The sequence below is a fragment of the Methylomicrobium agile genome (assembly GCF_000733855.1).
Lineage (GTDB): Bacteria > Pseudomonadota > Gammaproteobacteria > Methylococcales > Methylomonadaceae > Methylomicrobium > Methylomicrobium agile.
Genome location: NZ_JPOJ01000001.1, coordinates 1382480 through 1408094, shown reverse-complemented (window position 1 = coordinate 1408094; position 25615 = coordinate 1382480). Strand labels below are relative to the sequence as shown.

The 25615-nt window shown below is 55.2% G+C and carries 23 protein-coding genes, 2 tRNA genes and 3 rRNA genes; 20 read left to right on the top strand and 8 right to left on the bottom strand.

Annotation, left to right across the window (positions count from 1 at the left end; translation table 11 throughout):
* Nucleotides 1–90: 90 nt before the first annotated feature.
* Genes amrB through CC94_RS0106745 form a run of 4 tightly spaced genes read left to right on the top strand, consistent with a single transcriptional unit; the run spans nt 91 to nt 3597 of the window.
* Nucleotides 91–873, top strand: coding sequence for an AmmeMemoRadiSam system protein B (gene amrB, locus CC94_RS0106760; RefSeq protein WP_005375040.1), 783 nt, complete (start codon nt 91–93; stop codon nt 871–873).
* A 55-nt stretch (nt 874–928) separates the two neighbouring features.
* The gene (locus CC94_RS0106755; protein WP_005375035.1) at nt 929–1528 is read left to right on the top strand and encodes an alpha-ketoglutarate-dependent dioxygenase AlkB family protein; all 600 of its coding nucleotides are present in this window, start codon (nt 929–931) and stop codon (nt 1526–1528) included.
* 18 nt (nt 1529–1546) lie between these two features.
* Nucleotides 1547–2368: a nucleoside phosphorylase-I family protein gene (locus tag CC94_RS0106750; RefSeq protein ID WP_005375034.1), complete on the top strand. Its 822-nt coding sequence runs from the start codon at nt 1547–1549 to the stop codon at nt 2366–2368.
* A gap of 50 nt (nt 2369–2418) precedes the next feature.
* Nucleotides 2419–3597 (top strand): M20 aminoacylase family protein, encoded by a 1179-nt coding sequence (locus tag CC94_RS0106745; protein ID WP_031430304.1) that lies wholly within the window; start codon nt 2419–2421, stop codon nt 3595–3597.
* A gap of 25 nt (nt 3598–3622) precedes the next feature.
* Here the strand turns inward: CC94_RS0106745 and ribA are convergent, their stop codons facing one another.
* The 4 genes from ribA to CC94_RS0106725 all read right to left on the bottom strand — a co-directional run bounded on the left by ribA (nt 3623) and on the right by CC94_RS0106725 (nt 6786).
* Nucleotides 3623–4237: a GTP cyclohydrolase II gene (gene ribA / locus CC94_RS0106740; protein WP_084675311.1), complete on the bottom strand. Its 615-nt coding sequence runs from the start codon at nt 4235–4237 to the stop codon at nt 3623–3625.
* A gap of 67 nt (nt 4238–4304) precedes the next feature.
* Nucleotides 4305–4922, bottom strand: coding sequence for a class I SAM-dependent methyltransferase (locus CC94_RS0106735; protein WP_031430301.1), 618 nt, complete (start codon nt 4920–4922; stop codon nt 4305–4307).
* A gap of 32 nt (nt 4923–4954) precedes the next feature.
* Entirely contained in the window at nt 4955–5803 is an 849-nt protein-coding gene (locus tag CC94_RS0106730) for a sulfurtransferase (protein ID WP_031430299.1), read from the bottom strand.
* 5 nt (nt 5804–5808) lie between these two features.
* Nucleotides 5809–6786, bottom strand: a complete 978-nt coding sequence (locus CC94_RS0106725; protein WP_031430297.1) for an NAD(P)H-quinone oxidoreductase — start codon at nt 6784–6786, stop codon at nt 5809–5811.
* 123 nt (nt 6787–6909) lie between these two features.
* Between CC94_RS0106725 and argC the strand changes: the two genes are divergently transcribed.
* Together argC and erpA are read left to right on the top strand one after the other, a co-directional pair.
* Nucleotides 6910–7941 (top strand): N-acetyl-gamma-glutamyl-phosphate reductase, encoded by a 1032-nt coding sequence (gene argC, locus CC94_RS0106720; RefSeq protein ID WP_031430295.1) that lies wholly within the window; start codon nt 6910–6912, stop codon nt 7939–7941.
* Between the two features lie 123 nt (nt 7942–8064).
* The gene (gene erpA / locus CC94_RS0106715; protein WP_036303796.1) at nt 8065–8397 is read left to right on the top strand and encodes an iron-sulfur cluster insertion protein ErpA; all 333 of its coding nucleotides are present in this window, start codon (nt 8065–8067) and stop codon (nt 8395–8397) included.
* Between the two features lie 57 nt (nt 8398–8454).
* Here the strand turns inward: erpA and CC94_RS0106710 are convergent, their stop codons facing one another.
* Complete coding sequence (locus CC94_RS0106710; protein ID WP_245549424.1) at nt 8455–9501, bottom strand: M23 family metallopeptidase; 1047 nt, start codon at nt 9499–9501, stop codon at nt 8455–8457.
* A gap of 392 nt (nt 9502–9893) precedes the next feature.
* Between CC94_RS0106710 and tyrS the strand changes: the two genes are divergently transcribed.
* The 6 genes from tyrS (at nt 9894) to rrf (ending at nt 16931) form a co-directional block, all read left to right on the top strand.
* Nucleotides 9894–11090, top strand: a complete 1197-nt coding sequence (gene tyrS / locus CC94_RS0106705; RefSeq protein ID WP_005375021.1) for a tyrosine--tRNA ligase — start codon at nt 9894–9896, stop codon at nt 11088–11090.
* 534 nt (nt 11091–11624) lie between these two features.
* Nucleotides 11625–13159, top strand: a 16S ribosomal RNA gene (locus CC94_RS0106700).
* A gap of 65 nt (nt 13160–13224) precedes the next feature.
* A tRNA-Ile gene (locus tag CC94_RS0106695) sits at nt 13225–13301 on the top strand.
* Nucleotides 13302–13370: 69 nt separating this feature from the next.
* Nucleotides 13371–13446: transfer RNA gene (locus tag CC94_RS0106690), tRNA-Ala, on the top strand.
* 321 nt (nt 13447–13767) lie between these two features.
* Nucleotides 13768–16662, top strand: a 23S ribosomal RNA gene (locus CC94_RS0106685).
* Nucleotides 16663–16815: 153 nt separating this feature from the next.
* Nucleotides 16816–16931, top strand: a 5S ribosomal RNA gene (gene rrf, locus CC94_RS0106680).
* The 16S, 23S and 5S rRNA genes sit together here with 2 tRNA genes alongside, the layout of an rRNA operon.
* 59 nt (nt 16932–16990) lie before the next feature.
* On the opposite strand, the gene CC94_RS0106675 is transcribed toward rrf, so the two are convergent.
* The 3 genes from CC94_RS0106675 to CC94_RS0106665 form a co-directional block, all read right to left on the bottom strand.
* Nucleotides 16991–17932, bottom strand: a complete 942-nt coding sequence (locus tag CC94_RS0106675; protein WP_245619711.1) for an SDR family oxidoreductase — start codon at nt 17930–17932, stop codon at nt 16991–16993.
* 294 nt (nt 17933–18226) lie between these two features.
* Nucleotides 18227–18421: a hypothetical protein gene (locus CC94_RS0106670; RefSeq protein WP_157203394.1), complete on the bottom strand. Its 195-nt coding sequence runs from the start codon at nt 18419–18421 to the stop codon at nt 18227–18229.
* 189 nt (nt 18422–18610) lie between these two features.
* On the bottom strand, nt 18611–18943 hold the full coding sequence (locus CC94_RS0106665; protein ID WP_005375017.1) for a cupin domain-containing protein: 333 nt from the start codon (nt 18941–18943) through the stop codon (nt 18611–18613).
* A 95-nt stretch (nt 18944–19038) separates the two neighbouring features.
* On the opposite strand from CC94_RS0106665, the gene CC94_RS0106660 reads away from it, so the two are divergent.
* From CC94_RS0106660 to cobT, 8 genes are all read left to right on the top strand, one after another.
* Complete coding sequence (locus CC94_RS0106660; protein WP_005375010.1) at nt 19039–19470, top strand: archease; 432 nt, start codon at nt 19039–19041, stop codon at nt 19468–19470.
* A 10-nt stretch (nt 19471–19480) separates the two neighbouring features.
* The gene (locus CC94_RS0106655) at nt 19481–20911 is read left to right on the top strand and encodes an RtcB family protein (protein WP_005375009.1); all 1431 of its coding nucleotides are present in this window, start codon (nt 19481–19483) and stop codon (nt 20909–20911) included.
* A 12-nt stretch (nt 20912–20923) separates the two neighbouring features.
* The gene (locus CC94_RS0106650) at nt 20924–21289 is read left to right on the top strand and encodes a DUF2784 domain-containing protein (protein ID WP_005375007.1); all 366 of its coding nucleotides are present in this window, start codon (nt 20924–20926) and stop codon (nt 21287–21289) included.
* Nucleotides 21290–21380: 91 nt separating this feature from the next.
* Entirely contained in the window at nt 21381–22511 is a 1131-nt protein-coding gene (locus CC94_RS0106645; protein WP_005375005.1) for a GNAT family N-acetyltransferase, read from the top strand.
* Nucleotides 22512–22632: 121 nt separating this feature from the next.
* On the top strand, nt 22633–22803 hold the full coding sequence (locus CC94_RS0106640; protein ID WP_005375004.1) for a rubredoxin: 171 nt from the start codon (nt 22633–22635) through the stop codon (nt 22801–22803).
* 19 nt (nt 22804–22822) lie between these two features.
* Nucleotides 22823–23836: an NAD(P)/FAD-dependent oxidoreductase gene (locus tag CC94_RS0106635; RefSeq protein WP_031430293.1), complete on the top strand. Its 1014-nt coding sequence runs from the start codon at nt 22823–22825 to the stop codon at nt 23834–23836.
* 40 nt (nt 23837–23876) lie between these two features.
* A complete protein-coding gene (bluB, locus tag CC94_RS0106630) occupies nt 23877–24536 on the top strand; it encodes a 5,6-dimethylbenzimidazole synthase (RefSeq protein WP_031430291.1) in 660 nt (219 codons plus the stop codon).
* On the top strand, nt 24529–25560 hold the full coding sequence (gene cobT, locus CC94_RS0106625; protein ID WP_031430290.1) for a nicotinate-nucleotide--dimethylbenzimidazole phosphoribosyltransferase: 1032 nt from the start codon (nt 24529–24531) through the stop codon (nt 25558–25560). Before bluB ends, cobT begins: the two co-directional genes overlap by 8 nt.
* Nucleotides 25561–25615: the final 55 nt, after the last annotated feature.

The window sequence follows — 25615 nt, the reverse complement described above, 5'->3', positions numbered from 1 at the left end:
TGAAGTAATAAAATCAACCTGCAGTGCTGCTAATGGGCTGATAATCTTATAATCTAAGAATAAGATCGATTTTGGTGAAAAGGCAACATTATGAACAGACAACCCGCCGTTGCAGGAACTTTCTATCCTGCCGAACCTCAGCAACTTCATCTGCTGCTCGATCAATATCTCAATGATGCCGATACCGCGCCGAAAGTTCCCAAGGCGATAATCGTGCCCCATGCGGGCTATATTTATTCAGGACCGATAGCCGCCACCGCTTATGCGCGCCTGCTCAAGGCCCACGACCAGATCAGCCGGGTGGTGCTGATCGGCCCTTCGCACCGGGTCGGCTTTCATGGGCTGGCCATCACCAGTGCGCAAAACTTCGTTACGCCGCTCGGCAGTATCGAAGTCGATCAGCGAGCGGTGCACGCGATCGCCCAACTGCCGTTCGTCGATTATCTGGAGCAGGCGCACGTGATGGAGCACAGCCTGGAAGTGCATCTGCCGTTTCTGCAGGAAATGCTGGACGATTTCAAGATCGTGCCGATCGTGACCGGCGATGCGCCGGCCGAGCAGGTGGCCCAGGTACTCGGAATGTTATGGGGCGGCGAGGAAACGCTGATCGTGGTCAGCTCCGATCTCAGCCATTATCACGACTATGCGACCTGTCAGGAACTGGACAAGGCCACCAGTGCGGCGATCGAAAAGCTGCAATACGAAAGTCTGGGTATCGATTCGGCCTGCGGACGGGTAGCGATCGGCGGATTGCTGAAGCTGGCCCGGGACAAATCGCTGGCCGTCAAAAACATCGATCTGCGCAATTCCGGGGACACGGCGGGGGATAAGAAAAGGGTCGTCGGCTACGGGGCTTACGTGATCGAAGCCTGATCCCCGGCACCTTGTTTTTTGTCTCGCTGATCCTCCGCGCCGTTAAAATCGTTCTGTGATCGACCGGCCCAATCTTTGCCCTTTCGACGGTGAAATCTACTGGATCAAGGGCTTTTATTGCCCTCCCGAGGCCGACCGGTTATTCGACGATTTTTACCGGACCTTGGACTGGCAAGAGGAAGCGGTGCTGATTTTCGGAAAAGCGTGCAAGGTGCCGCGCTTGATGTGCTGGTACGGTGATCCGGAGACGATTTACCGCTATTCGGGCGTGGCGCATCGGCCCTTGCCGTGGACGGGCGAGTTGGCGGCGGTCAAGGCGCGAATCGAACTTTGCAGCGGCTACGCATTCAACAGCGTGCTGGCCAATTTGTATCGCGACGGACGCGACTCGATGGGCTATCATGCCGATAACGAAAAGGAACTTGGGATCAATCCGGCGATTGCATCCCTAAGCCTGGGCGATTCGCGCCTGTTCAGGCTGCGCCATAAAAAGCGCCGGGAAAACCTGGACATTGTGCTGGAACGCGGCGACTTGCTGGTGATGGCCGGCACGCTGCAGCATCATTGGCTGCATGCGTTGCCGAAAACCCGGCAGGTGAAACATCCCCGGATCAATCTGACGTTCCGCCGTATTCTGCCGACTTCCGGCCGTTAAGCTTTTCTCTTCGAACCCATGCCCCAATCCGCCCGGACGATTTTCATCCATACCGCCCTGTCTTGCGAAGCCCGGCCGCTGATCGACCATTTTCGGTTGAAAAAGGACCTGGACAGCCATCCCTTCGAACTGTACCAAAATGACCGGATTTGCCTGACCGTCGCCGGCATCGGCAAATGTGCGATGGCGGCGGGCGTGGCCTATACGCAGGCAAGGGTTGGCGGCGCCGATGTCCCGATCCTGCTGAATGTCGGGATTGCCGGCCACGCGGAGCATGAAGTGGGAAGCGTGTTCTTGGCGGGCAAAATCGCCGACGCGGATGCTTCGAAAAATTTTTATCCTCCGCTGGCGTTTTTGCCACCGTGCGCGCTCGAGACGGTCCGGACCGGATCGAGGCCGCAGTTGGATTATTCCGCGCCGCATCTTTACGATATGGAGGCGTCTGCATTTTACGAAACAGCGGTGCGTTTTTCGACCGGTGAGTTGATTCAATGCCTCAAGGTCGTTTCGGACAATCGGCAGGCGCCGGCGGTCCGGATACAGCCCAGACAGGTTACCGAACTGATTGCGGGGCAGTTGCCGGTTCTGGACCGGCTGTTGGCTGAGCTGTGCAGCCTTCGGGATTCGATTTTCTCGCCGGAACCCCGTCAATTCAAGGCTTTGCTTGGCCTTTTCCATTTTTCTGTAAGCGAACAGCGGCAATTGCGGAGTCAACTCTCGCGTTGGGAATGTTTGACCGACGGCAGACGGCTCGAAATCGACGAGGGCGGTTTCCGAAACGGCAAGGACGTTTTATTATGGCTTGCCCGGCAAATCGATGCGCTCGACTACGCCTTGTAAGAAGGGGCCGATGAATAAGAAATCGAATGAACTAAAAAGGAAATAACCGCATGACGATCACGAACGATCTGCAACCGCTTCACGAGGCCATGCGCGGCTGGCGGCAGCATCTTCACCGGCATCCCGAAACCGCTTTTGAAGAAGTCGAAACGGCGCGCTTCGTTGCGGAAAAGCTGAAGGCTTTCGGGTTGACCGTGCACGAGGGGCTCGGCAAGACCGGCGTGGTCGCGACCTTATCCTCGGGCATCGGCAAACGCACGATCGGTCTGCGTGCGGATATGGACGCGCTGTTTATCGAAGAGAAGAATACTTTCCCGTATAAATCCGAGCATCACGGCAAAATGCATGCGTGCGGGCACGACGGCCATACCGCGATGCTGCTCGGCGCGGCTAAGATATTGACCGAAAAGCCGAACTTCGACGGCACGGTGGTGTTCATCTTTCAGCCGGCCGAAGAAGGCCGCGCCGGCGCCAAGCGGATGATCGACGACGGTCTGTTCGAGCGTTTCCCGGTCGAGCAGGTGTTCGGGATGCATAACTTTCCGGATATTCCGGCCGGGCATTTCGCGGTCAGGCCGGGTCCGATGATGGCCTCGTTCGACTGCTTCGAAATCCGTGTGAAAGGCCGGGCGACCCATGCCGCAATGCCGCATTTGGGCACCGATGCGATCGTTGCGGCCGCGCAAATCGTCAATGCGCTGCAGACGATCGTCAGCCGGACAGTCGATCCGGCCGATTCGGCAGTGGTCAGCATCACCCAGGTGCATGCCGGCAATACCTGGAACGCGATTCCGGAAGAGGCCGTTATTCGCGGTACCTATCGCTGCTTTAAGCCGAGCGTGCAGCGGCTGGTCGGCGAAAAAATCGGCCGGATCGTGGATGGGGTTTGCGCGGGGCTCGGCGTTGCCGCGGAAATCGCCTTCAATCCCGAAAATCCGGGTTATCCGGTCACCTTCAACAGCGAGGTCGAAACGGCCTTGGCGACCCAAGCCGCGATCGCGGTAGCCGGAGAGGACGGTGTCGATCTTGGACCCACGCCGTGCATGGGATCGGAGGATTTCGCGTTCATGTTGCAAGAAAAGCCGGGCTGTTATCTTTGGATCGGCAACGGTCCATCCCGTAACAGCTGCCTGCTGCACAATCCGCATTACGACTTTAACGATGAGATTCTGCCGACCGGCTCGGCTTACTGGGTAAAACTGGTCGAAACCGTGTTACCTGCCCGCTGAAGGCAGGCAAGAGATGGCCGGAGTTCTATTCGTGTTCTTTTTTGCGCTCGAATAGCATGTGGGCCATCTTTTTGGCCTTGGTTTTCAGATAATCGAGATTGTCGTTGTGGGCGGCGGCGACGATCGGGATCCGGTTCACGACGTTCACGCCGAGTTTTTGTAGCCCTTCGATTTTCTGCGGATTGTTCGTGATCAGTTCGATCGATTTGACGCGGAGCGACTCCAGGATCAGCGCGGCAATGTCGTATTCCCGCTCGTCGGCTAAATGGCCGAGGTGAATGTTGGCATCGACCGTATCCATGCCCGCATCCTGCAGGTTATAAGCCTGCAGCTTTTTCAGCAGGCCGATGCCGCGCCCCTCCTGGCGCAGATAGATCAGAATGCCGACTCCCCTTTGCTCGATCATTTGCATCGCCATGTCGAGCTGTTCGCCGCAATCGCAGCGCCTGGAGCCGAGCACGTCGCCGGTAAAGCACTCGGAGTGGATTCGCACCGGCACCTGTTCGGCGCCCTCGACCCGCCCGCGGACCAGCGCGACATGTTCCTTGTCGTCGAGATTGTTGCGGTAATAATGCAGGATGAATTCGCCGTGCTGGGTGGGTATCGGCGTCTGGACTAAGTCTTCTACTGTCGGCTTCACGTCAATTATTAAAGATAAAAAGACCTTATATTTTACTCAAATCCGGTATTCGGGATAAATTTTCCGCTCATTTGACCGCTTCGATCAATTTGATGATGTCGCCGCTGCGTTCGTCGACCCGTACGTGCCGGAAGCCGCAGGCCTGCACGTTTTTGACCGTATTGCGGTTGATGTTCGCGCCGACCGCCTTGACGACCAGCGGGTTCATCAGGTTCATCAGGCCGGCCAGCACGGCATGCGAACTGATCACATGCTCCAGCAGCAAAACGCGTCCGCCCGGCTTGCAGACCCGGTGCAGTTCCTTCAGGCCTTTCATTGGCGCAGGCACCGAGCAGAATACGAAGGAGGCGACGACCGTATCGAAACTGCTGCTCGCGTAATGCAATGACTGCACATCCATCAATTCCAGATCGACATCGACTTGTTTCCGGTGTTTTTTGTTCCGGGCCTGTTCGAGCATTTTCGGGCTGAAATCGATCGCGGTGATTCTTGCGCCTGTTGGGTAGTAGTCGAAATTCTTGCCGGTACCGACGCCGACTTCGAGGATATGCGGTCCTTCCACGGACTCCCACAGTTTTTTCCGCCAGCTCCTGAAAAACAGCCCCTCCATCATCGCTTCAAGGCCGTCGAAATAAGGCGCAAGCCGGTCGTAACGGCGCTGGATGGTGGTGCTGTCGATTTTCATGGGCGGATCCGAAGGCTTGAGTATTGGAAACGTTATTTGCCGGTCGCGACAGGCCGGTTTTTGTTTCGAATCCATTCGCTCCAGGAGCCCGCGTAAAGTTTCGAGCCTTTGAGGCCTGCATGTTCCATTGCGAGCAAATTGTGGCAGGCAGTGACGCCGGAGCCGCACATATGGACGACTTGTTCCGGCGGCCGGCCGCCGATTAGCGCCTGGAATTGCCGCTGCAACTGGTTGGTGGGTAGAAATTCGCCGCTGGCGGCCAGATTGGCCTGAAAAGGCCGATTCAGTGCACCTTTCACATGGCCCGCTACGGGATCGATCGGTTCGGCTTCGCCGCGGTAACGCTCGGGCGTGCGCGCATCGATCAGGCAGATTGACCGGGCAGCCAGTTTGTTTTGAACTTGCCCGGCGGTCAGCCAAAACGCATCCTGCAGGTAAGGCCTGAAGATCGTAGGCTTGACCGCCGGCAGGGCGGTCGTAATCAGGTAGCCTCTTTTCTGCCAGAGCTTGATGCCTCCGTCCAGTACCGCAACCTTGTCGTGCCCGAGATAGCGGAGCAGCCACCACAGACGTCCCGCAAACGCGCCGCCTGCGTCATCATAAACGACGACTTGGCTGCGGTTGTCGATGCCCCAATGGCCGAGTTTTTGCGCCAGTGCGCGAAAGTCGGGCAGCGGATGGCGGCCTGTCCGGCTGGTAATGGCCGATGACAGATCTTTGTCGAGATGAGCGTAGCGTGCATTCGGCAGATGCCCGTGCCGGTAATTTTTAGCACCGAGCCCGGTGTCGGCCAGTGAGAACCGGCAGTCGACCACGACCCAATCCGGACGGTCGATTTGGGCTTTCAGGGCATCGGCGGAGATGAGTGTGCTGTAAGACATGCAAGTTATACCTTCAAGATGATTTTACCGATATGTTGGCCGGATTCCAGCCGTTCGTGCGCCTTGGCGGCTTCGCCGAGATCGAATACGCTGTCGATGACCGGCCTGATTTTACCCGAAGACAGCAAGGGCCAGACTTTTTCCTGCAATTGCCTAGCGATTTGCGCTTTAAACGGATCGTCCCGGGCGCGCAGCGTCGAACCGGTTAATGTCAACCGTTTCAGCATGACCTGCCAAAGGTCGATTTCCGCTTTAGCGCCGTGCTGGATCGCGATCTGTACCAGTCTTCCCTCGGTTGCCAGGCATCTCAGGTTCTTGGGCAGATAATCGCCGCCGATCATGTCCAGGATCATGTCGACTCCTTTGTTTCCGGTGAGTTGTCTGATCTCTTCGGCAAAATCCTGAGTTCGGTAGTTTATCGCGGCTGCGGCGCCGAGTTGCCGACAAAACTCACATTTGGCATCGGAGCCGGCCGTCACCGCGACCCGCGCGCCGAAAGCGTTGGCCAGTTGAATCGCGGTCGTGCCGATGCCGCTGCTGCCCCCGTGGACCAGCAGCGTTTCGCCGGCCGATAAACCGGCCCGGTCGAAAACATTGTTCCAGACCGTGAAAAAGGTCTCGGGCAGGGCGGCCGCATGGATAAAATCGAAGCACTCCGGAATCGGCAGGCACAGCGATGCCGAGGCGGCGCAATATTCGGCATAGCCGCCGCCGGCCACCAAGGCGCAGACGGCCTCGCCGATCTTCAAATGGCTGACGTTTTTACCCAGGGCTTCGATAATGCCGGCAATTTCCAGGCCGGGGATATCCGAGGCGCCGGGCGGAGGCGGATAGACGCCGCGGCGCTGTGCCGCGTCCGGGCGGTTGATGCCGGCGGCGGCGACCTTGATCAGGACTTGGTGCGGCAACACCGGGGGTAGGGGACGTTCAGCGAGGGCGAGCGCTTCAGGTCCGCCGGGCTGAGTGATTTCTATCGCGCGCATCGAATCAGGCACAGGTATGGGGGTATATCGTGAATATCCGGTTGATGATAACGATTTTTGAGAATTGGGAAGTATTATATACTCATGCAATTTCAAAGAAATGAACGAGAGGGATTTAAACCGATGATTCGAGCGGGAATAGTGGGCGGCACCGGCTACACGGGCGTGGAGCTGTTGCGGATTTTGGCCCTGCATCCGGAAGTCGAGGTTGCCGTGGTCACTTCGCGCGCAGATGCCGGGGTGCGGGTCGATGCGGTGTATCCGAGCCTGCGCGGCCATATCGACGCGGTGTTCACCGCGCCCGAGGTTGATGCGCTGGCTGCCTGCGAAGTGGTATTTTTCGCGACGCCGAACGGTACCGCGATGCTGATGGCCGAGCAATTGCTGGCACGCGGCGTTAAAGTGATCGACCTGTCAGCCGATTTTCGTCTGCAGGATGCAAAGGAATGGAGTCAATGGTACGGTATGGAGCACGCCTGCCCGGATTTGATCGCGGAAGCGGTTTACGGTTTGCCCGAGATTAATCGGGAGCGGATCAAATCAGCCCGGCTGATCGCTTGTCCGGGCTGTTATCCGACTTCGGTGCAGCTCGGCTTTTTGCCGCTGCTGGAAAAGGGGCTGATCGATTGCGATCATCTGATAGCCGACGTCAAGTCGGGCGTGAGCGGGGCGGGACGCAAGGCGGAACTTGCCGCATTGATGAGCGAATGCGGCGAAAGCTTCAAGGCCTATTCGGTTTCCGGGCATCGTCATTTGCCCGAGATCAGGCAAGGGCTGGCGTTGGCGACCGGCAAGCCGGTCGGGCTGACGTTCGTGCCGCATTTGACGCCGATGATCCGGGGCATTCATGCGACGCTATACGCGCGTCTTGAGTCCAATACCGAAGATTTGCAGGCGCTGTATGAACAAAAGTACAAAGACGAGATTTTCGTCGATGTATTGCCGAATGGCGCGCATGCCGATACCCGGAGCGTGCGGGGCAGCAATCGCTGCCAGATTGCGATCCACCGTCCGCAGGGCGGGCAAACGGTGGTGATTTTGTCGGTGATCGACAATCTGGTGAAAGGTGCCTCGGGACAGGCCGTGCAGAACATGAATCTGATGTTCGGCCTGGCAGAGGATGTGGGACTCAGCGCAGTCGCTTTGTATCCGTAAAGGCGAAGCACGGGATGGGCGGTAAATCTTGGCTTGCCCGGCAAGAGTCGAAATCTTGACTCTTTTACTGGGTATAGTCATAATTCCCGCCATACTTCAACTATTTTGTACATTGACAAGTTTATGGCAAATCCAATTAATTTTACCGACAGCGCGGCCGCCAAGGTCAGCGAACTGATCGCCGAGGAAGGCAACGATAATCTGAAGCTGAGAGTTTACGTGACCGGCGGCGGTTGTTCCGGTTTTCAATACGGTTTTACGTTCGATGAAGAAGTCAACGAGGATGATACCAGTATCGTAAAAGGCGGCGTGACGGTATTGATCGATTCGATGAGCATCCAGTATCTGCAAGGCGCCGAAGTGGATTATAAAGAAGACGTGAACGGTGCGCAGTTCGTGATTCGCAATCCGAATGCGACGACGACTTGCGGGTGCGGATCCTCGTTTTCCGCTTGATTTAAGATAAAAAAGGGAGCTTACAAGCTTTATATCAGTAGATTCAATGGATGAAATCTACTGATTCCTAACCAGCATGTTTCTGGATTTGGTCTGATACAGTTTCGCCAACAACGGTTTGGTCTGTTCTTTGAATTCGGCCAGTTGTTGATTGGCGAGGCGCATCGGGCGTTTGAGTTCCAATGACTCCGGATTTTGATGTATGCCGTCCTTCCGGAACTCATAATGCAGGTGTGGACCGGTCGCGAGCCCGGTTTGGCCGACATAACCGATCACTTCCCCCTGCATTACGCGGTCCCCGTCGTTCAAGCCGCGCTTGAAGCCGGAAAGATGTGCATACAGCGTCTCGTAATGATCTCCATGCTTGAGGATCAATACCTGCCCGTATCCGCCTTTCCTGCCTTTGAAAACGACTTCGCCGTCGCCCGCGGCTTTGACCGGGGTGCCTGTGCGGGCGGCATAGTCGACGCCTTTATGTGCGCGGATGCGATTAAGGACCGGATGCCGCCGGTGAGTATCGAAATGTGAGCTGATACGAGCATAATCGACCGGCGTGCTCAAAAAGGCTTTATGCAGGCTGTTGCCTTCGGGAGTGTAATATCCTGCATTGCCGTCGGCATCTTCGAACCGGACCGCCGTAAGAAATTTACCGCGGCTGACAAATTCGGCTGCATAGATACGGCCTCTTTTGGAGTTGCCCGTGTCGGAGCTGTTCTTATAGAGTACGGTAAATTGATCGCCGGGATGCAGATTTGATGCAAAATCAATGTCCCACGCGAAAATCCTGGTCAATTCGTCTATCAACTCGTCGGACAACCCCGCTTTGTAGCCGGCTTCGGCAAGATCGGTTTCGATGATGCCATAGGTTCCGGTCAACCCCGAGGACTCGACCGGTTCAGCCGATTCCAGATAACTGGAGCTCTGGCTGCCGAGTATGGCAATGGTCGAGGATGCGGGGGCGGTTTCGATAGGAGGAATGCCGCGCTGGCTGAATCTGGGAAAGTGCAGCTTGTTTTTTGCCAGCGGATAGAGAGTAGTGGAAATTCTTGCGGTGTTTGTTTCTTCCGTATCGAGAATGATCGGCTTTTGCTGGGCCTTTGCCAAAGTAGGCCTTTTTTTATATGGCGAAGCGGAGGAATGTGATCGTTCGGAAGATGATGCACGATGGTTCGCTGCTTTGCGTGAATGCAACTTGGAGCGCTTGGAGGCATCGCTCGCATGCTTTTTAATGGCCAAATGCGAAGTTCTGGCGTCCACGGTGGACGATGTAAGCGCCAGACCCACACTGATCAGCAAGGGGGCGTAAAATTGAATTTTCACGATGAAGAAGATTAAGTTATTGAAATTGAAACAATAAAGCAATAATTAACTCTATCCTGAAGTCATTGTACGGATTTTTTTGATATTTGCCAATTATAGATGGGTATTTTTTCTTTATAATACCTATCCCACAATATTAATCGATTACTTATCTAGATTTTTAAGGGAGAAATAAGTTGCAAGCGGAAATAGTGGCGGACTTGTTAAGAGGAGCGCAAGATGTGCTGCTTGAGCAGGATCTTATCAAAAAAATTGAAGAAAAACGGCCGCTTAGAATTAAAGCGGGATTTGATCCGACGGCTCCCGATTTGCACCTGGGGCATACGGTATTGATCAACAAGCTGAAACAGTTTCAGGATCATGGGCATGAAGTGCTGTTCCTGATTGGTGATTTCACCGGCATGATTGGCGATCCGACCGGCAAAAACGTCACGCGTAAGCCGTTGACCCGCGATGAAGTGATCGAGAACGCCAAAACCTACGAAGAGCAAATTTTCAAGATTCTCGATCCGACTAAGACATTGGTCATGTTCAATTCCAGCTGGATGAATGCGATGTCGCCGGCCGATCTGATCCAGTTGGCCGCCAAGCATACCGTGGCGAGGATGCTCGAGCGCGACGATTTCAGCAAGCGCTATAAAAACGGTCAGCCGATTGCGATTCATGAGTTTCTGTATCCGTTGATTCAGGGGTATGACTCGGTTGCAATGAGAGCGGATGTCGAGTTGGGCGGGACCGACCAGAAGTTCAATTTGCTTGTCGGACGGCAACTACAGGAGCAATACGGCCAACAGCCGCAGGTTGTGATCACGATGCCCATTCTGGAGGGTTTGGATGGCGTCAACAAAATGTCCAAATCGTTAAACAATTATATCGGCATCACCGATACGCCGGATGACATGTTCGGCAAACTCATGTCGATCTCCGACGAACTGATGTGGCGTTATTTTGAATTGCTGAGTTTCCGTCCGATGACCGAAATCAGACAGTGGCGGCAGGAATGCCAGTTGGGGGCCAATCCGCGCGATTACAAGGTGCTGCTGGCGCAGGAGATCATAGAAAGATTCCATAGCGCGGCGGCGGCCCAAAAAGCACTCGAAAATTTCGAGGCCCGGTTCCAGCGTGGCGCGATGCCGGATGAGATCGAAGAGAAGGAAATCAAGATTCAGGGCGAACACTACGGTATCGCTAATATACTAAAAGACGCCGGTCTGACTGCCAGCACGTCGGAGGCGATCCGAATGATTAACCAGGGCGGAGTGAAAATCGACGGAGAGAAGATTTCCGACCCCAAGCTGGAAATTGCGGTGGGCGCGAGTCACGTCTATCAGGTCGGTAAAAGGAAATTCATGAAGGTGATGCTCGCTAATTGATCGAATGGATATTTGCAGTTGATTTTTTTATAAAAACTAAAGGGTTAACGGGTTTTTGGTTCTAAGGGTCGAGCAGAATTTCACAAAACCGTTTGCCAAGTCCGAAAAAGTGCGTATAATGCGCCTCTCTTTCGCCGGCGACGGCGAAGCGGCCGGGATGGCCCGTCGGATTCCGACAGAAACTGAAAGGGATGGGTTGACAAATGGTTGAGCTAGGGTATAATGGCCGGCTCAATTCGCCAGAAGCAAATCAGCTTCGGCGGAGCCTGAAAGGATTTCAGGTCAGGATGCTCAGAAAGGACGCTGAGAAAAAAAGAGTTGACAGGTTATAAAAGATCTTTATAATAGTCCGACTCAACGGGGCTTCAGCCTCGGCTCTTTAACAAGTCGATCAAAATAATTTGTGTGGGTGCTTGTGGTGGAATGGTCAGCAAAGAAACATTCGACCCAAGAACCGACGTTAATTCAAGTAATTTGCGTTGAATTCTGAAGTCGAGCCAAGATTGGCGACTGATCTATAGTCGCACCGAGATTGAACTGAAGAGTTTGATCATGGCTCAGATTGAACGCTGGCGGTATGCTTAACACATGCAAGTCGAACGGTAACAGGCCTTCGGGCGCTGACGAGTGGCGGACGGGTGCGTAACGCGTAGGAATCTGCCTGTTAGTGGGGGACAACGTGGGGAAACTCACGCTAATACCGCATACGCCCTGAGGGGGAAAGCGGGGGACCTTCGGGCCTCGCGCTAACAGATGAGCCTGCGTGGGATTAGCTAGTTGGTAGGGTAAAGGCCTACCAAGGCGACGATCCCTAGCTGGTCTGAGAGGACGATCAGCCACACTGGGACTGAGACACGGCCCAGACTCCTACGGGAGGCAGCAGTGGGGAATATTGGACAATGGGCGCAAGCCTGATCCAGCAATACCGCGTGTGTGAAGAAGGCCTGAGGGTTGTAAAGCACTTTTAATCGGGAGGAACATCTGATGGCGAATACCCATCAGTCTGACATTACCGATAGAAAAAGCACCGGCTAACTCCGTGCCAGCAGCCGCGGTAATACGGAGGGTGCAAGCGTTAATCGGAATTACTGGGCGTAAAGCGTGCGTAGGCGGCTGCTTAAGTCAGATGTGAAAGCCCCGGGCTTAACCTGGGAACGGCATTTGATACTGGGCAGCTCGAGTTGAGTAGAGGAGAGGGGAATTTCCGGTGTAGCGGTGAAATGCGTAGAGATCGGAAGGAACACCAGTGGCGAAGGCGCCTCTCTGGACTCAAACTGACGCTGAGGTACGAAAGCGTGGGTAGCAAACAGGATTAGATACCCTGGTAGTCCACGCCGTAAACGATGTCAACTAGCCGTTGGTCTTATTCGTAAGATTCGTGGCGCAGCTAACGCGATAAGTTGACCGCCTGGGGAGTACGGCCGCAAGGTTAAAACTCAAATGAATTGACGGGGGCCCGCACAAGCGGTGGAGCATGTGGTTTAATTCGATGCAACGCGAAGAACCTTACCTACCCTTGACATCCAGAGAATCTGTGAGAGATCGTAGAGTGCCTTCGGGAACTCTGAGACAGGTGCTGCATGGCTGTCGTCAGCTCGTGTCGTGAGATGTTGGGTTAAGTCCCGTAACGAGCGCAACCCTTATCCTTAGTTGCCAACGGGTGATGCCGGGAACTCTAGGGAGACTGCCGGTGATAAACCGGAGGAAGGTGGGGACGACGTCAAGTCATCATGGCCCTTATGGGTAGGGCTACACACGTGCTACAATGGCCGGTACAGAGGGCAGCGAACTCGCGAGAGCCAGCCAATCCCACAAAGCCGGTCCTAGTCCGGATTGGAGTCTGCAACTCGACTCCATGAAGTCGGAATCGCTAGTAATCGCGAATCAGAATGTCGCGGTGAATACGTTCCCGGGCCTTGTACACACCGCCCGTCACACCATGGGAGTGGGTTGCAAAAGAAGTAGGTAGTCTAACCTTCGGGAGGGCGCTTACCACTTTGTGATTCATGACTGGGGTGAAGTCGTAACAAGGTAGCCCTAGGGGAACCTGGGGCTGGATCACCTCCTTACAAAGATGCCTGACGCATCATGAGCATCCACAACAAATTATTTTGATCACGAAAGACATGAGCCTGGGCCTGTAGCTCAGCTGGTTAGAGCGCACCCCTGATAAGGGTGAGGTCGGAGGTTCAAGTCCTCCTAGGCCCACCAATGACCACGGTGAACATAGGCGAAAGGCATGGTGCAAAGTCTCCTGGCCTTGCAGTTTAAACCGACATTGGGGCCATAGCTCAGCTGGGAGAGCGCCTGCCTTGCACGCAGGAGGTCAGGAGTTCGATCCTCCTTGGCTCCACCATCAACTCTATAAAGTTTTCATGCACCGCCGCCGGCACTGCCTCGAAGCAGCGCGGACGGAGTGAACCGAGACTTTATAGAATTGATGAGTCCGCTCATCAATAGCTCTTTAACAAACTGGAAATCTGTAACGAAATCACACCATGGTATCACTGCCATGAAGTGATGTAACGAGTTCAAGTGAACTGACACAGAAAGAGTGACGAAGCTTCCTCACCGAAGCCGAGCCGTACTCGCTGTGCCAGCAAACAAGAACCCGTTCTCAAGCAGAACAAGCGAAAATGTCAGCTGATCGATAACTTCAGAATGATTGGGGTTATATGGTCAAGTGAATAAGCGCATACGGTGGATGCCTAGGCAGTAAGAGGCGATGAAGGACGTTGTAGCATGCGATAAGCCGCGGTGAGTTTGCAAACACACTTTGACCCGCGGATGTCCGAATGGGGCAACCCACTTGAGAGCACTCAAGTATCCTGCACTGAATCCATAGGTGCAGGAAGCGAACCCGGAGAACTGAAACATCTAAGTACCCGGAGGAAAAGAAATCAACCGAGATTCCCTTAGTAGCGGCGAGCGAACGGGGATTAGCCCTTAAGTTTTGGCACCTGTTAGTGGAAGGGTCTGGAAAGTCCCACCAAAGACGGTGATAGTCCGGTACACGAAAACGACGCCAAGATGAAGACGAGTAGGGCGGGGCACGTGAAACCCTGTCTGAAGAAGGGGGGACCATCCTCCAAGGCTAAATACTCCTTACTGACCGATAGTGAACCAGTACCGTGAGGGAAAGGCGAAAAGAACCGAGGAGATCGGAGTGAAATAGATCCTGAAACCGTATGCGTACAAGCAGTGGGAGCCGACTTTGTTCGGTGACTGCGTACCTTTTGTATAATGGGTCAGCGACTTAATCTCAGTGGCAAGCTTAACCGCATAGGGGAGGCGTAGCGAAAGCGAGTCTGAACAGGGCGTTCAGTCGCTGGGATTAGACCCGAAACCGGGCGATCTATCCATGACCAGGTTGAAGGTCAGGTAATACTGACTGGAGGACCGAACCCACTCCCGTTGAAAAGGTAGGGGATGAGTTGTGGATCGGAGTGAAAGGCTAATCAAGCTCGGAGATAGCTGGTTCTCCTCGAAAGCTATTTAGGTAGCGCCTCGTGTATCACTCTGGGGGGTAGAGCACTGTTTCGGCTAGGGGGTCATCCCGACTTACCAACCCGATGCAAACTCCGAATACCCAGAAGTGCGAGCACGGGAGACACACGGCGGGTGATAAGGTCCGTCGTGAAAAGGGAAACAGCCCAGACCGTCAGCTAAGGTCCCAAAATCTATGCTCAGTGGGAAACGATGTGGGAAGGCCCAGACAGCCAGGAGGTTGGCTTAGAAGCAGCCACCCTTTAAAGAAAGCGTAATAGCTCACTGGTCGAGTCGGCCTGCGCGGAAGATTTACCGGGGCTAAGCATAGTACCGAAGCTACGGGTTCATCGCAAGATGAGCGGTAGAGGAGCGTTCCGTACGCCTGCGAAGGTCGATTGAGAAGTCGGCTGGAGGTATCGGAAGTGCGAATGCTGACATGAGTAACGATAATGCGGGTGAAAAACCCGCACGCCGAAAACCCAAGGTTTCCTGCGCAACGCTAATCGACGCAGGGTTAGTCGGTACCTAAGGCGAGGCCGAAAGGCGTAGTCGATGGCAAACAGGTTAATATTCCTGTACCGGTCGCAACTGCGATGGGGTGACGGAGAAGGCTAGATCGGCTGCCGGTTGGAAGTGGCAGTGCAAGCCGGTAGGGAGAGCGCTTAGGCAAATCCGGGCGCTCAATCCCGAGACGTGATGATGAGCAGGCTCTACGGAGCCGCGAAGCGATCGATGCCAAGCTTCCAAGAAAAACCTCTAAGCTTCAGGTTGCGAGTGGCCGTACCCTAAACCGACACAGGTGGGTGGGATGAGAATTCTCAGGCGCTTGAGAGAACTCGGGTGAAGGAACTAGGCAAAATGGTACCGTAACTTCGGGATAAGGTACGCCTTGGTTAGGTGAAGTCCCTCGCGGATGGAGCCGAGCAAGGTAGCATAAAATTGGTGGCTGCGACTGTTTAGCAAAAACATAGCACTCTGCAAACTCGAAAGAGGACGTATAGGGTGTGACGCCTGCCCGGTGCTGGAAGGTTAATTGATGGGGTCAGCGCAAGCGAAGCTCTTGATCGAAGCCCCAGTAAACGGCGGCCGTAACTATAACGGTCCTAAGGTAGCGAAATTCCTTGTCGGGTAAGTTCCGACCTGCACGAATGGCGTAACGATGGCCACACTGTCTCCACCCGAGACTCAGTGAAATTGAAATCGCTGTGAAGATGCAGTGTACCCGCGGTTAGACGGAAAGACCCCGTGAACCTTTACTATAGCTTGACACTGGACTTTGAATCGACTTGTGTAGGATAGGTGGGAGGCTGCGAAGCGTGGACGCCAGTTCGCGTGGAGCCAACCTTGAAATACCACCCTGGTTTATTTGAAGTTCTAACCTCGGCCCGTGATCCGGGCTAGGGACAGTGTCTGGTGGGTAGTTTGACTGGGGCGGTCTCCTCCCAAAGCGTAACGGAGGAGCACGAAGGTACCCTCAGCCTGGTCGGAAATCAGGCAATGAGTGCAATGGCATAAGGGTGCTTGACTGCGAGACGGACAGGTCGAGCAGGTACGAAAGTAGGTCATAGTGATCCGGTGGTTCTGAATGGAAGGGCCATCGCTCAACGGATAAAAGGTACTCCGGGGATAACAGGCTGATACCGCCCAAGAGTTCATATCGACGGCGGTGTTTGGCACCTCGATGTCGGCTCATCACATCCTGGGGCTGAAGCAGGTCCCAAGGGTATGGCTGTTCGCCATTTAAAGTGGTACGCGAGCTGGGTTCAGAACGTCGTGAGACAGTTCGGTCCCTATCTGCCGTGGGCGTTTGAGATTTGAGGGAAGCTGCTCCTAGTACGAGAGGACCGGAGTGGACGTACCGCTGGTGTTCCGGTTGTGATGCCAATCGCATTGCCGGGTAGCTATGTACGGACAGGATAACCGCTGAAAGCATCTAAGCGGGAAGCCCCTCCCAAGATGAGATCTCACTGGGACGACAAGTCCCCTGAAGGGCCGTTGGAGACGACGACGTGGATAGGCACGGTGTGGAAGCGCAGTAATGCGTGCAGCTAACGTGTACTAATTGCCCGTGAGGCTTGACCATATAACACCCAATCGGTTTGGGTGAGGCGCAGAAGAAAACTGAGCCGACAGCTGACGCTTTAAAGCGAGAGAATTGAATGTTACAGATTTCCAAGGCAGAAGGCTAGCCTCCTGCCGATGATCGACCGCAGTACTTGTCGATCTAGCCAGTTTGCTTGGTGACCATAGCGAGCGTGAACCACCCGATCCCATCCCGAACTCGGCAGTGAAACCGCTTAGCGCCAATGATAGTGCGACAGGTTGTCGTGCGAAAGTAGGGAATCGCCAAGCTTTTAATACCCAACCCCCGGCCCTCACCCCGAGGCCGGGGGTTTTTTTATGGCCGAGATTCAGGCCGCTCGCGTTTCGCCGCCCAGCAACGTCATGATTTCGCCATTGATGTAGCTGGAGTCGCTGTTCGAGGCGAAAAACACAAACGCCGGTGCAATTTCTTCCGGTTGGGCTGGTCGTTTCATTGGTGTGCTGCCTCCATGCTGGGCGACTTTTTCGGCCGGTTTATCGACGACGTTCAAAGGCGTCCACACCGGCCCCGGAGCAACGCAATTGACCCGGATGCCTTTATCCACCAGATTGAGCGCAAGCGATTTTGTGAAGGCATGAATGGCGCCTTTTGTGGTAGCGTAATCGATCAAATGCTTGTTCCCTTCCAAACCGGTAATAGAACCGCAGTTAACGATCGCATCGCCATCCTTCAAATGCTTGACCGCCGCCTTTGCCATGCGGAAATAACCATAGATATTGGTTTTAAACGTTTTATCGAATTGCTCGTCCGAGATATCTTCGACGGACTCCTGATTTTGCTGATAGGCGGCGTTATTGACCAGGATATTTAATTCACCGAATTCCTGGACGACTTTTTCCACGGCATTTTGACAAAATTCCGGACGGGTTACATCGCCGGCAATCAGCAAACAGCGACGGCCTTCTTTTTCGACTTGCCGCTGTGTTTCTTCGGCATCCGTTTGCTCATTAGGGAGATAAGTGATGGCGGAATCGGCGCCTTCGCGCGCGAAAAGGACCGCCACCGCACGGCCGATGCCCGAATCTCCCCCCGTGATTAATGCGACCTTATCTTTTAATTTATCTGCGCCCTTGTAAGCGGGGGCAAGATATTCAGGCCGCGGTATCATTTCCGCTTCAATCCCCGGACGCTCCTGATGTTGAGCGGGCAATGGGCTTTTCGGATATTTCTCGCTCGGCGTTTGTTCGTCGGGTGAGTAAGATTTAGCTTCTTTGGCCATAAACTTCCTCCTGTCATATACACTATACACTTGACTTTTTCCATAAGGCCTAACTCCGGCCCTGGAATAGGATCTTACAGTCCCTTGTCCGTGGGATGTATTTCGGATTCGATTGTTCAATCGGTCAAAGGAGGGGTGAGCAATCGGGAAAATAAAGTGAGAAGAAAAGCGAATCGTAAGCGAACCCTGGGGGCCCTATACGAAAATGCGAAGCTTGAAATCTTGATGATTAGAGCGGTCGGCGGGCCAGAGTGAAGCCCGTACTCATCAAGGCGGTTGGATAGACTTACTGAAGAATTTGGATAAGCGTACGAATGCTTTCAGTCAGCCGTGCAAACCGAACCAGTCTACAGGGTGAAATGAAGGGGAGGTCGCGGATTTTGCATTTTGAATCTGAAAAAAATCTTCGATGATGTATTCCAGACCATAAAAACTGATGCCATTGAATTCCTGGCAAAGCGATTCGAGTGAAGAACTCGGGTTATGGACCGGTGTATTCTGCATGTCAAATTCATCCATTTTGGTCACCCTGTGCATTTGGATCATAAACGTCCTGCAAGCGCAGGAATATATACCCGCTTAACCCGCATAGGACAAATAACGGGAAGAACTGTTTCTCTTCAATGAGATAATAGTCAACAGATACTGAATGCAGAGTGAACGAAATAAATGATCCCTTCGATCAGCTTTTCTGTAACAAGGCGAAGGCTAACGCCAATGGATCGCGATCCAGATGGTTTCCAGCACAGGATCCGTCCATTCGACGCGATGGCGGCGATGCGCAGGTATGAGTAAATAATCGCCAGGCTTCAGATGCATGGGGTTAGCTTCATCTTGGTAACTCAATGTCGCCCGCCCCTGAAGCAAGAGCACCCATTCATCCCAGCTTTGGTCATACCATTGATTCTCCGGGGTCGCATAACCTTTGGAAACGATCCGTTCGATTTCGATTCCGCCTTGTTTCAGCAGGGTTTCGAACAGTTCGTCCGGTAAGTGCTCCGGAACATTTGAGAAAAGATTGCCAAGCGTTGTCGAATGCATGTGTTATTTAACTGATTCGAAAATTGGGATTAATTATAGTGGAAGGCCGAATTTTGAACATGAACCTTTTATTCAGAGATCCGCCGGAAAAAAATATGCCGAGAGCACAGCTTCCGCATTGGGAACACTTCGATCATGACGCCGATATGGGAATCCGGGGCATTGCGCCGACGCTGGCCGGAAGCTTTGAACAGGCCGCCCTGGCCTTGACCGCCGTCACCACCGATCCGAATGCCGTCCGGAAAACCCGGACGATTTCAATAAAATGCCGAGCGCCGGATAATGAACTGTTATTTCTGGACTGGATCAACGAGTTGATCTACCAGATGTCGACGCAGCATTTGATTTTCGGCCGCTATGAAGTAAAGATTGAACAAGGCGAGCTGACCGCTACGGCCAGCGGGGAAACCGTGGACAGGGAAAGGCATCAGCCTGCCGTAGAGGCCAAAGGCGGCACCTTTACCGAATTGCGCGTTTACCGGAACGAAGAAGCCATGTGGGTCGCCCAATGCATTGTCGATGTCTAGGAGAAACGCGATGAATATCGGTCAGTTGATTCGGCGCGGCGAAACCTGCTGGGAAATTCCGCCCACGGCCGCCATGCGGGTGCCGGCCGTCATTTATGCGGATGAAGGGCTGATTCGCGCGATGGACCCAAAGGTCTACGAACAAATCACCAATGTCGCGACTCTCCCCGGCATCGTCGAAGCGGCGTATGCGATGCCCGATGCGCATTGGGGTTACGGTTTCCCGATCGGCGGCGTGGCCGCGTTCGATCCGGATCAAGGTGGCGTAATTTCGGCTGGCGGCGTCGGTTTCGATATTTCCTGCGGCGTGCGGACTTTACATACCGGTTTGACAATGGATAGGCTTGAATCGGACCCGCATAGGCTGGCGGATGAACTGTATCGGGCGATTCCAGCCGGGGTCGGCAGCCGCGGCAAAATACATTTGAATCCGCATGAAATGACCGCGATGTTGACCGGCGGCGCACGCTGGGCGATCGATCGGGGATTCGGGGAAGCAGCGGATCTGGAACGCATCGAAGAACGCGGCTGCATGGCAGGCGCCGATCCGGCCCAGGTTTCGGCGAGGGCTCGAGAACGGCAGCGGGAGGAAATGGGCACGTTGGGATCGGGTAACCATTATCTGGAAGTGCAGCGCGTCGTTGAAATCTATCACCGGCCGGTGGCGGAAAAGTTCGGTTTACGGACTGACGGCATCGTGATTACGATTCATTGCGGTTCCCGGGGGCTGGGTCACCAGATCGGGACCGAGTTTTTGAAAGAAATGGCGATGGCGGCCGCTCAATACAAAATCGCCTTACCCGACCGCGAACTCGCCTGCGCGCCGATCCGTTCGCCGCTGGGCAGGCGCTATCTCGGCGCGATGCGCGCCGCGATCAACTGCGCATTGGCCAACCGCCAGATATTGACGCATCTGACCCAGAAGGCGGTGGATACGGTGTTTCCCGGCGTCCGTCTGGAACTGCTGTATGACGTCTCGCACAATACCTGTAAAGTGGAACACTACACGGTAAACGGCCGCAAAAAGGAGTTGTATATTCACCGCAAAGGCGCAACCCGCGCTTACGGGCCGGGCCACCCGGATTTGCCCGAGGCGTTTCGCGAAGTCGGCCAGCCGGTACTGATCGGCGGTTCGATGGGCACCAGTTCCTATGTGCTGTGCGGGACCGAAAAAGGCGCAAACCGGGCTTTCAGTTCCGCCTGTCACGGCGCCGGCCGGGCAATGAGCCGGCACCAAGCTGCCAAACAGTGGCGCGGCCGCGAACTGGTGGACGAACTGGCCCGGCAGGGCATCATCATTCGCAGCCCTTCGTTGCGAGGAATCGCCGAAGAGGCTCCGCTGGCGTATAAAGATGCCGGAGCGGTCGTCGGTGCGGCGGACAAGGCCGGGCTGGCGCATAAGATTGCCAGGTTGGAACCGGTCATCTGCATCAAAGGCTAAGTTAACGTCCCTATGCTAAATCGGATATTTGCCGACCTGACCGTGGCTATTCACCTCGCCTTTATCCTGTTCGTGATATTCGGCGGGCTGTTGGTATTAAAATACCCCAGGATGATCTGGGTGCACCTTCCTGCCGCGATATGGGGCGCGCTGATCGAATTTGCGGGTTGGCTATGCCCCCTGACCCTGCTCGAAAACCGGCTGCGCTCGGCGAGCGGCGATCATTACGCCGGCGGATTCATCGAGCATTACCTCGTACCGATCATTTATCCTTCGATGTTGACCCCAAACATGCAGATCGTATTGGGATTTGGCGTGATTTTGCTAAATCTGGCCGTTTATGGAATGGTGTATGCGAGATGCCGCAAAATCAGCTAGCGCATCACTCGCTGGCCTGTAATTAGGGCCTTTCAATCAGATACGGATAAAATGCCGAGAGGGTAACGGCTCCACTTTATCGGGTTTGACCATGCAAGTAAAACAGATAGAAAGCATCGGCGATATCGCCGATGCGGACTGGAATGCACTGGCCGGGAGCGATTATCCGTTTATCCGCCATGAATTTCTGGCGGCGCTGGAAGAGAGCGGCTCGGTTTCGGAGCCGACCGGCTGGCTGCCGCGGCATCTGCTGGTATACGATGACGCAGAGCTGATCGCGTTGCTGCCTTTGTATCTGAAAACCCATTCGTACGGCGAGTATGTGTTCGATCAACAATGGGCGGCGGCTTACCACCAGCATGGCTTGGCCTATTATCCGAAATGGCTGACCGCGGTTCCGTTTACGCCGTGTCCGGGATCGCGCCTATCGATTAAAGAAACAATCGACCGGGCAAGCGTGATGCGGCTGATGCTTCAATTCATCCGGGAGCAGTCGATAGGCAAGGGAATCTCTTCATGGCACTGTCTGTTTCCTGTCGAACAAGAGGCCGGACAATGGCAATCCCAGGGATTATCGTTGCGTGAGGGCGTGCAGTATCATTGGTTCAACAAAGGCTATCGGAGCTTCGGCGATTATCTGGAAACATTCAATGCGGCCAAACGCAAGATGATCCGGCGCGAACGGCGAAAAGTCGGCGAAGCCGGGGTCGAAATGCGGCGCGTGCCGGGCGATCAGGCCACCGATGAGGATTGGCAGGCGTTTTACCGGTTTTATGCGCTGACCTATTTGAAAAATGCCTCGCAGCCTTATTTGGCGCCTGATTTTTTCAGGCGATGCGCCGCCGCAATGGGAGGTCGAATGCTGCTGGTGCAGGCGCTCAAACATGGAAAAACGGTCGCTGCGGCATTGAGCTTCATCGGCAGCGATACGCTGTACGGCCGTTACTGGGGCTGCGCCGAAGCGTTCGACGCCCTGCATTTCGAGGCCTGTTATTATCAGGGACTGGAGTATTGCATTGAACACAGTCTGCAACGCTTCGATTCCGGCGCGCAGGGCGAGCACAAAATCGCGCGCGGCTTCGAGCCGGTCCCGACCTATTCGGTTCACTGGCTGAAGGATTCCGCTTTTGCCGAAGCGATCGAAAATTTTTTGACGCGCGAGCGGCAGGCGGTAAAAATTTACCGGTTAAACGCGGCGGATTACCTGCCGTTTAAAAAATAATCGGCAACGCCGGTTTGAAAATGGTCGGAGAACTGATACAGTCAATCGTCTGTCTGATTCCGCACAAAACGCGGAACCGCATTTTGTTTTACCCAAGTTTTTCCAGAAGAGAGGAATGATCATGTCGGATTACAAAAGATACCAGTGCACGATTTGCGGGCATATTTACGACGAGAGCGAAGGCGATCCCGACAGCGGCGTGGCGCCGGGCACCCGCTTCGAAGACATTCCGGATGATTGGCGCTGCCCCGAGTGCGGCACCGTCAAAAGCGATTTCGAGTTGATCGACTAGGACGGGTACGGGATATCGCATGCAAGTCGTAATCATTGGCTCCGGCGTCGCCGGAGTGACTTTTGCGGAGAAATACCGCGCCCTGGATGCCGATGCGGAGATTACCCTGGTGACCCGCGAGAACGACGGCTATTATTCCCGGCCCTTGCTTTCGCGCGGCTTCAGCAAGGATACGATCGAAGAAACGATCGTTCTGAAGCCGTTCTCGGCGCTCAGGGAAAACCGTATCGAGGTGATCAGCGGTGTCGAAATCACCGCGATACACCGTATCCCGCGCCGGGTCGAGGTGGCGGGGGCCTGCCAGGAAAAATCGCTCAAATACGACAAGCTGATCATCGCCCAAGGCTCCGCCGCCTTCGTTCCGCCGCCGCTCCAGCCTTACCGCGAACTGTTTTTTTGCCTGAACAGCCTGGCCGATTTAAAGACGCTGCGCAAGTTCCGCCACGGTATCTTGAGCCAAAACCGCCGGCCGGACTGGGCGATCATCGGCGGCGGCTTGATCGGCTGCGAAGTGGCTTCCGATCTGGCCGTTTCCGGCGACAGCGTGACGCTGTACCATGCGATGAACCGGTTAATGGAACGCCAACTGGCCGAAGAGGACTCATTGTCGTTGTTCGAAAATCTGAATCACGCCGGCGTCGACGTGCTGTTGAACCAATCCGTCCATAGCCTCGCCGACGAGAACGACAAAGTGTGCGTGTTGACCGAAGCGGCGGCCGAATTCGATGCGGTGATCGTGGCGTGCGGCTTCAAGCCGCGCACCGGACTGGCCGAGCAGGCGGGATTGGCGGTCGGGCGCGGAATCAAGGTCGACGATTGCCTTCGAACCGAAGACGAGCATATCTATGCGCTGGGCGATGTCGCGGAATTGCCGAACGGCAGGCTGTACGCCTACATCATGCCGATACGCCATCAGGCGAACTGGCTGGCCGCCCATCTGGCCGGTCAGGAACACGGGAGCTGGACGCCGCCGGTTTTTAGCACCAAAGCGAAGGTGCACGGTTTCGAGGCGACGCATCCTTACCATCTTTGAGCTTTGAGTTTACAGCGAACGCTCGATTCTTACCGGTCCGATGACTGAACACCGTTATTCCGAGGCGGAGCGCGCCGCCGTTTATCGGGCGATCTACGAGCGCCGCGACATGCGCCATTTCCTGCCCGATCCGATCACTTCCGATGTGCTCGGGTGCCTGCTCGATGCGGCGCATCAGGCGCCCAGCGTGGGTTTCATGCAGCCGTGGCGGTTCATTCGGATTACCTCGAACGCCTTGCGCGGGCAAATCCATGCGCTGGTCGAACAGGAGCGGGTCCGGACCGCCAAAGCGTTGCACGAGCGCGAAGACGAATTCATGAAACTGAAGGTCGAAGGCATTCTCGACTGCGCGGTCGTATTGGTCGCGGCACTCTGCGACCAGCGCGAAAAGGCCGTGTTCGGCCGGCGCACGATGCCGGACATGGACCTCGCATCGCTGGCCTGCGCGATCCAGAATCTCTGGCTGGCGGCGCGCGCGGAAGGCTTGGGCATGGGCTGGGTCTCGCTGTTCGAGCCTGAGGAACTGAAACGCCTGCTGGCGATGCCCGAAGGCAGCCGGCCGGCCGCGATCCTGTGCCTGGGCCATGTCGAACGGTTTTACGAAAAACCGATGCTGGAACAGGAGCGCTGGGCGGAGCGGATGCCGCTCGACGAGCTGTTGTTCGAAAACCGCTGGAACAGCCGTGCCGGCCATGTTTGATGTTCGGCCGCTGCCCCGGACCCTGGAGCGGGCTCTGCAGGCCAGAATCGATCAAAAGACCAAACCGTTCGGCGCGCTGGGACAACTGGAAACCTTGGCGCTGCGGATCGGACTGGTACGGAACAGCCTGACGCCTTCGCTGGATAAGCCCTGCATTATCGTGTTCGCGGGCGACCACGGCATCGCCGCGGCCGGCGTCAGCGCTTATCCGCAAACGGTTACTGCGCAGATGGTCGCCAATTTTGCCGCGGGCGGCGCAGCGATCAATGTGTTTGCCAGGCAGCATCGAATCGATTTGCGGATCGTCGATGCCGGCGTGAATGCCGACCTTTCGGCGCTGCCCGGTTTGATTCATGCCGGTATCGGCAAGGGCACGGCCAATTTTCTGGAACAGCCGGCGATGACGCTCGAACAAGGCGAAACGGCGCTCGGCAGGGGAGCCGAGCTGGTACGGCGGCAGTATGATCGGGGCTGCAACTGCATCGGTTTCGGCGAAATGGGAATCGGCAATACGTCTTCTGCGGCGTTGATCATGCACCGTCTGACCGGCTTGCCGCTGGAACGCTGCATAGGCCGGGGGACCGGTCTTGACGATGCGCAACTGCATCATAAATTCGAGATTTTAAAACAGGCGTTAACCCGCCATCCGGGATTGACCGGCGCAACCGAAGTCTTGGCCACCTTCGGCGGCTTCGAGATCGCGATGATGGCGGGCGCCTATCTGAAAGCCGCCGAACTGCGCATGCTGATCGCCGTCGACGGTTTTATCGCCTGCAGCGCCTTGCTGGCGGCGGCGAAGATTTATCCTGCCGTGCTCGACTATTGCGTTTTCAGCCATATGTCGGGAGAACAGGGGCATCGGGCCTTGCTGGAACATCTGAATGCAGAGCCTTTGCTGAATCTCGACATGCGGTTGGGCGAAGGTTCCGGTATCGCGCTGGCCTATCCGCTACTGCGGTCGGCGGTCTCGTTTTTGAACGAGATGGCCAGCTTCGAGCAGGCCGGCGTCGACCCAAAGCGGTGAAACTGCTGAAAATCCCTATCTTCACGATCCCTTTTCGCCCTGCGGAAAACTGAAG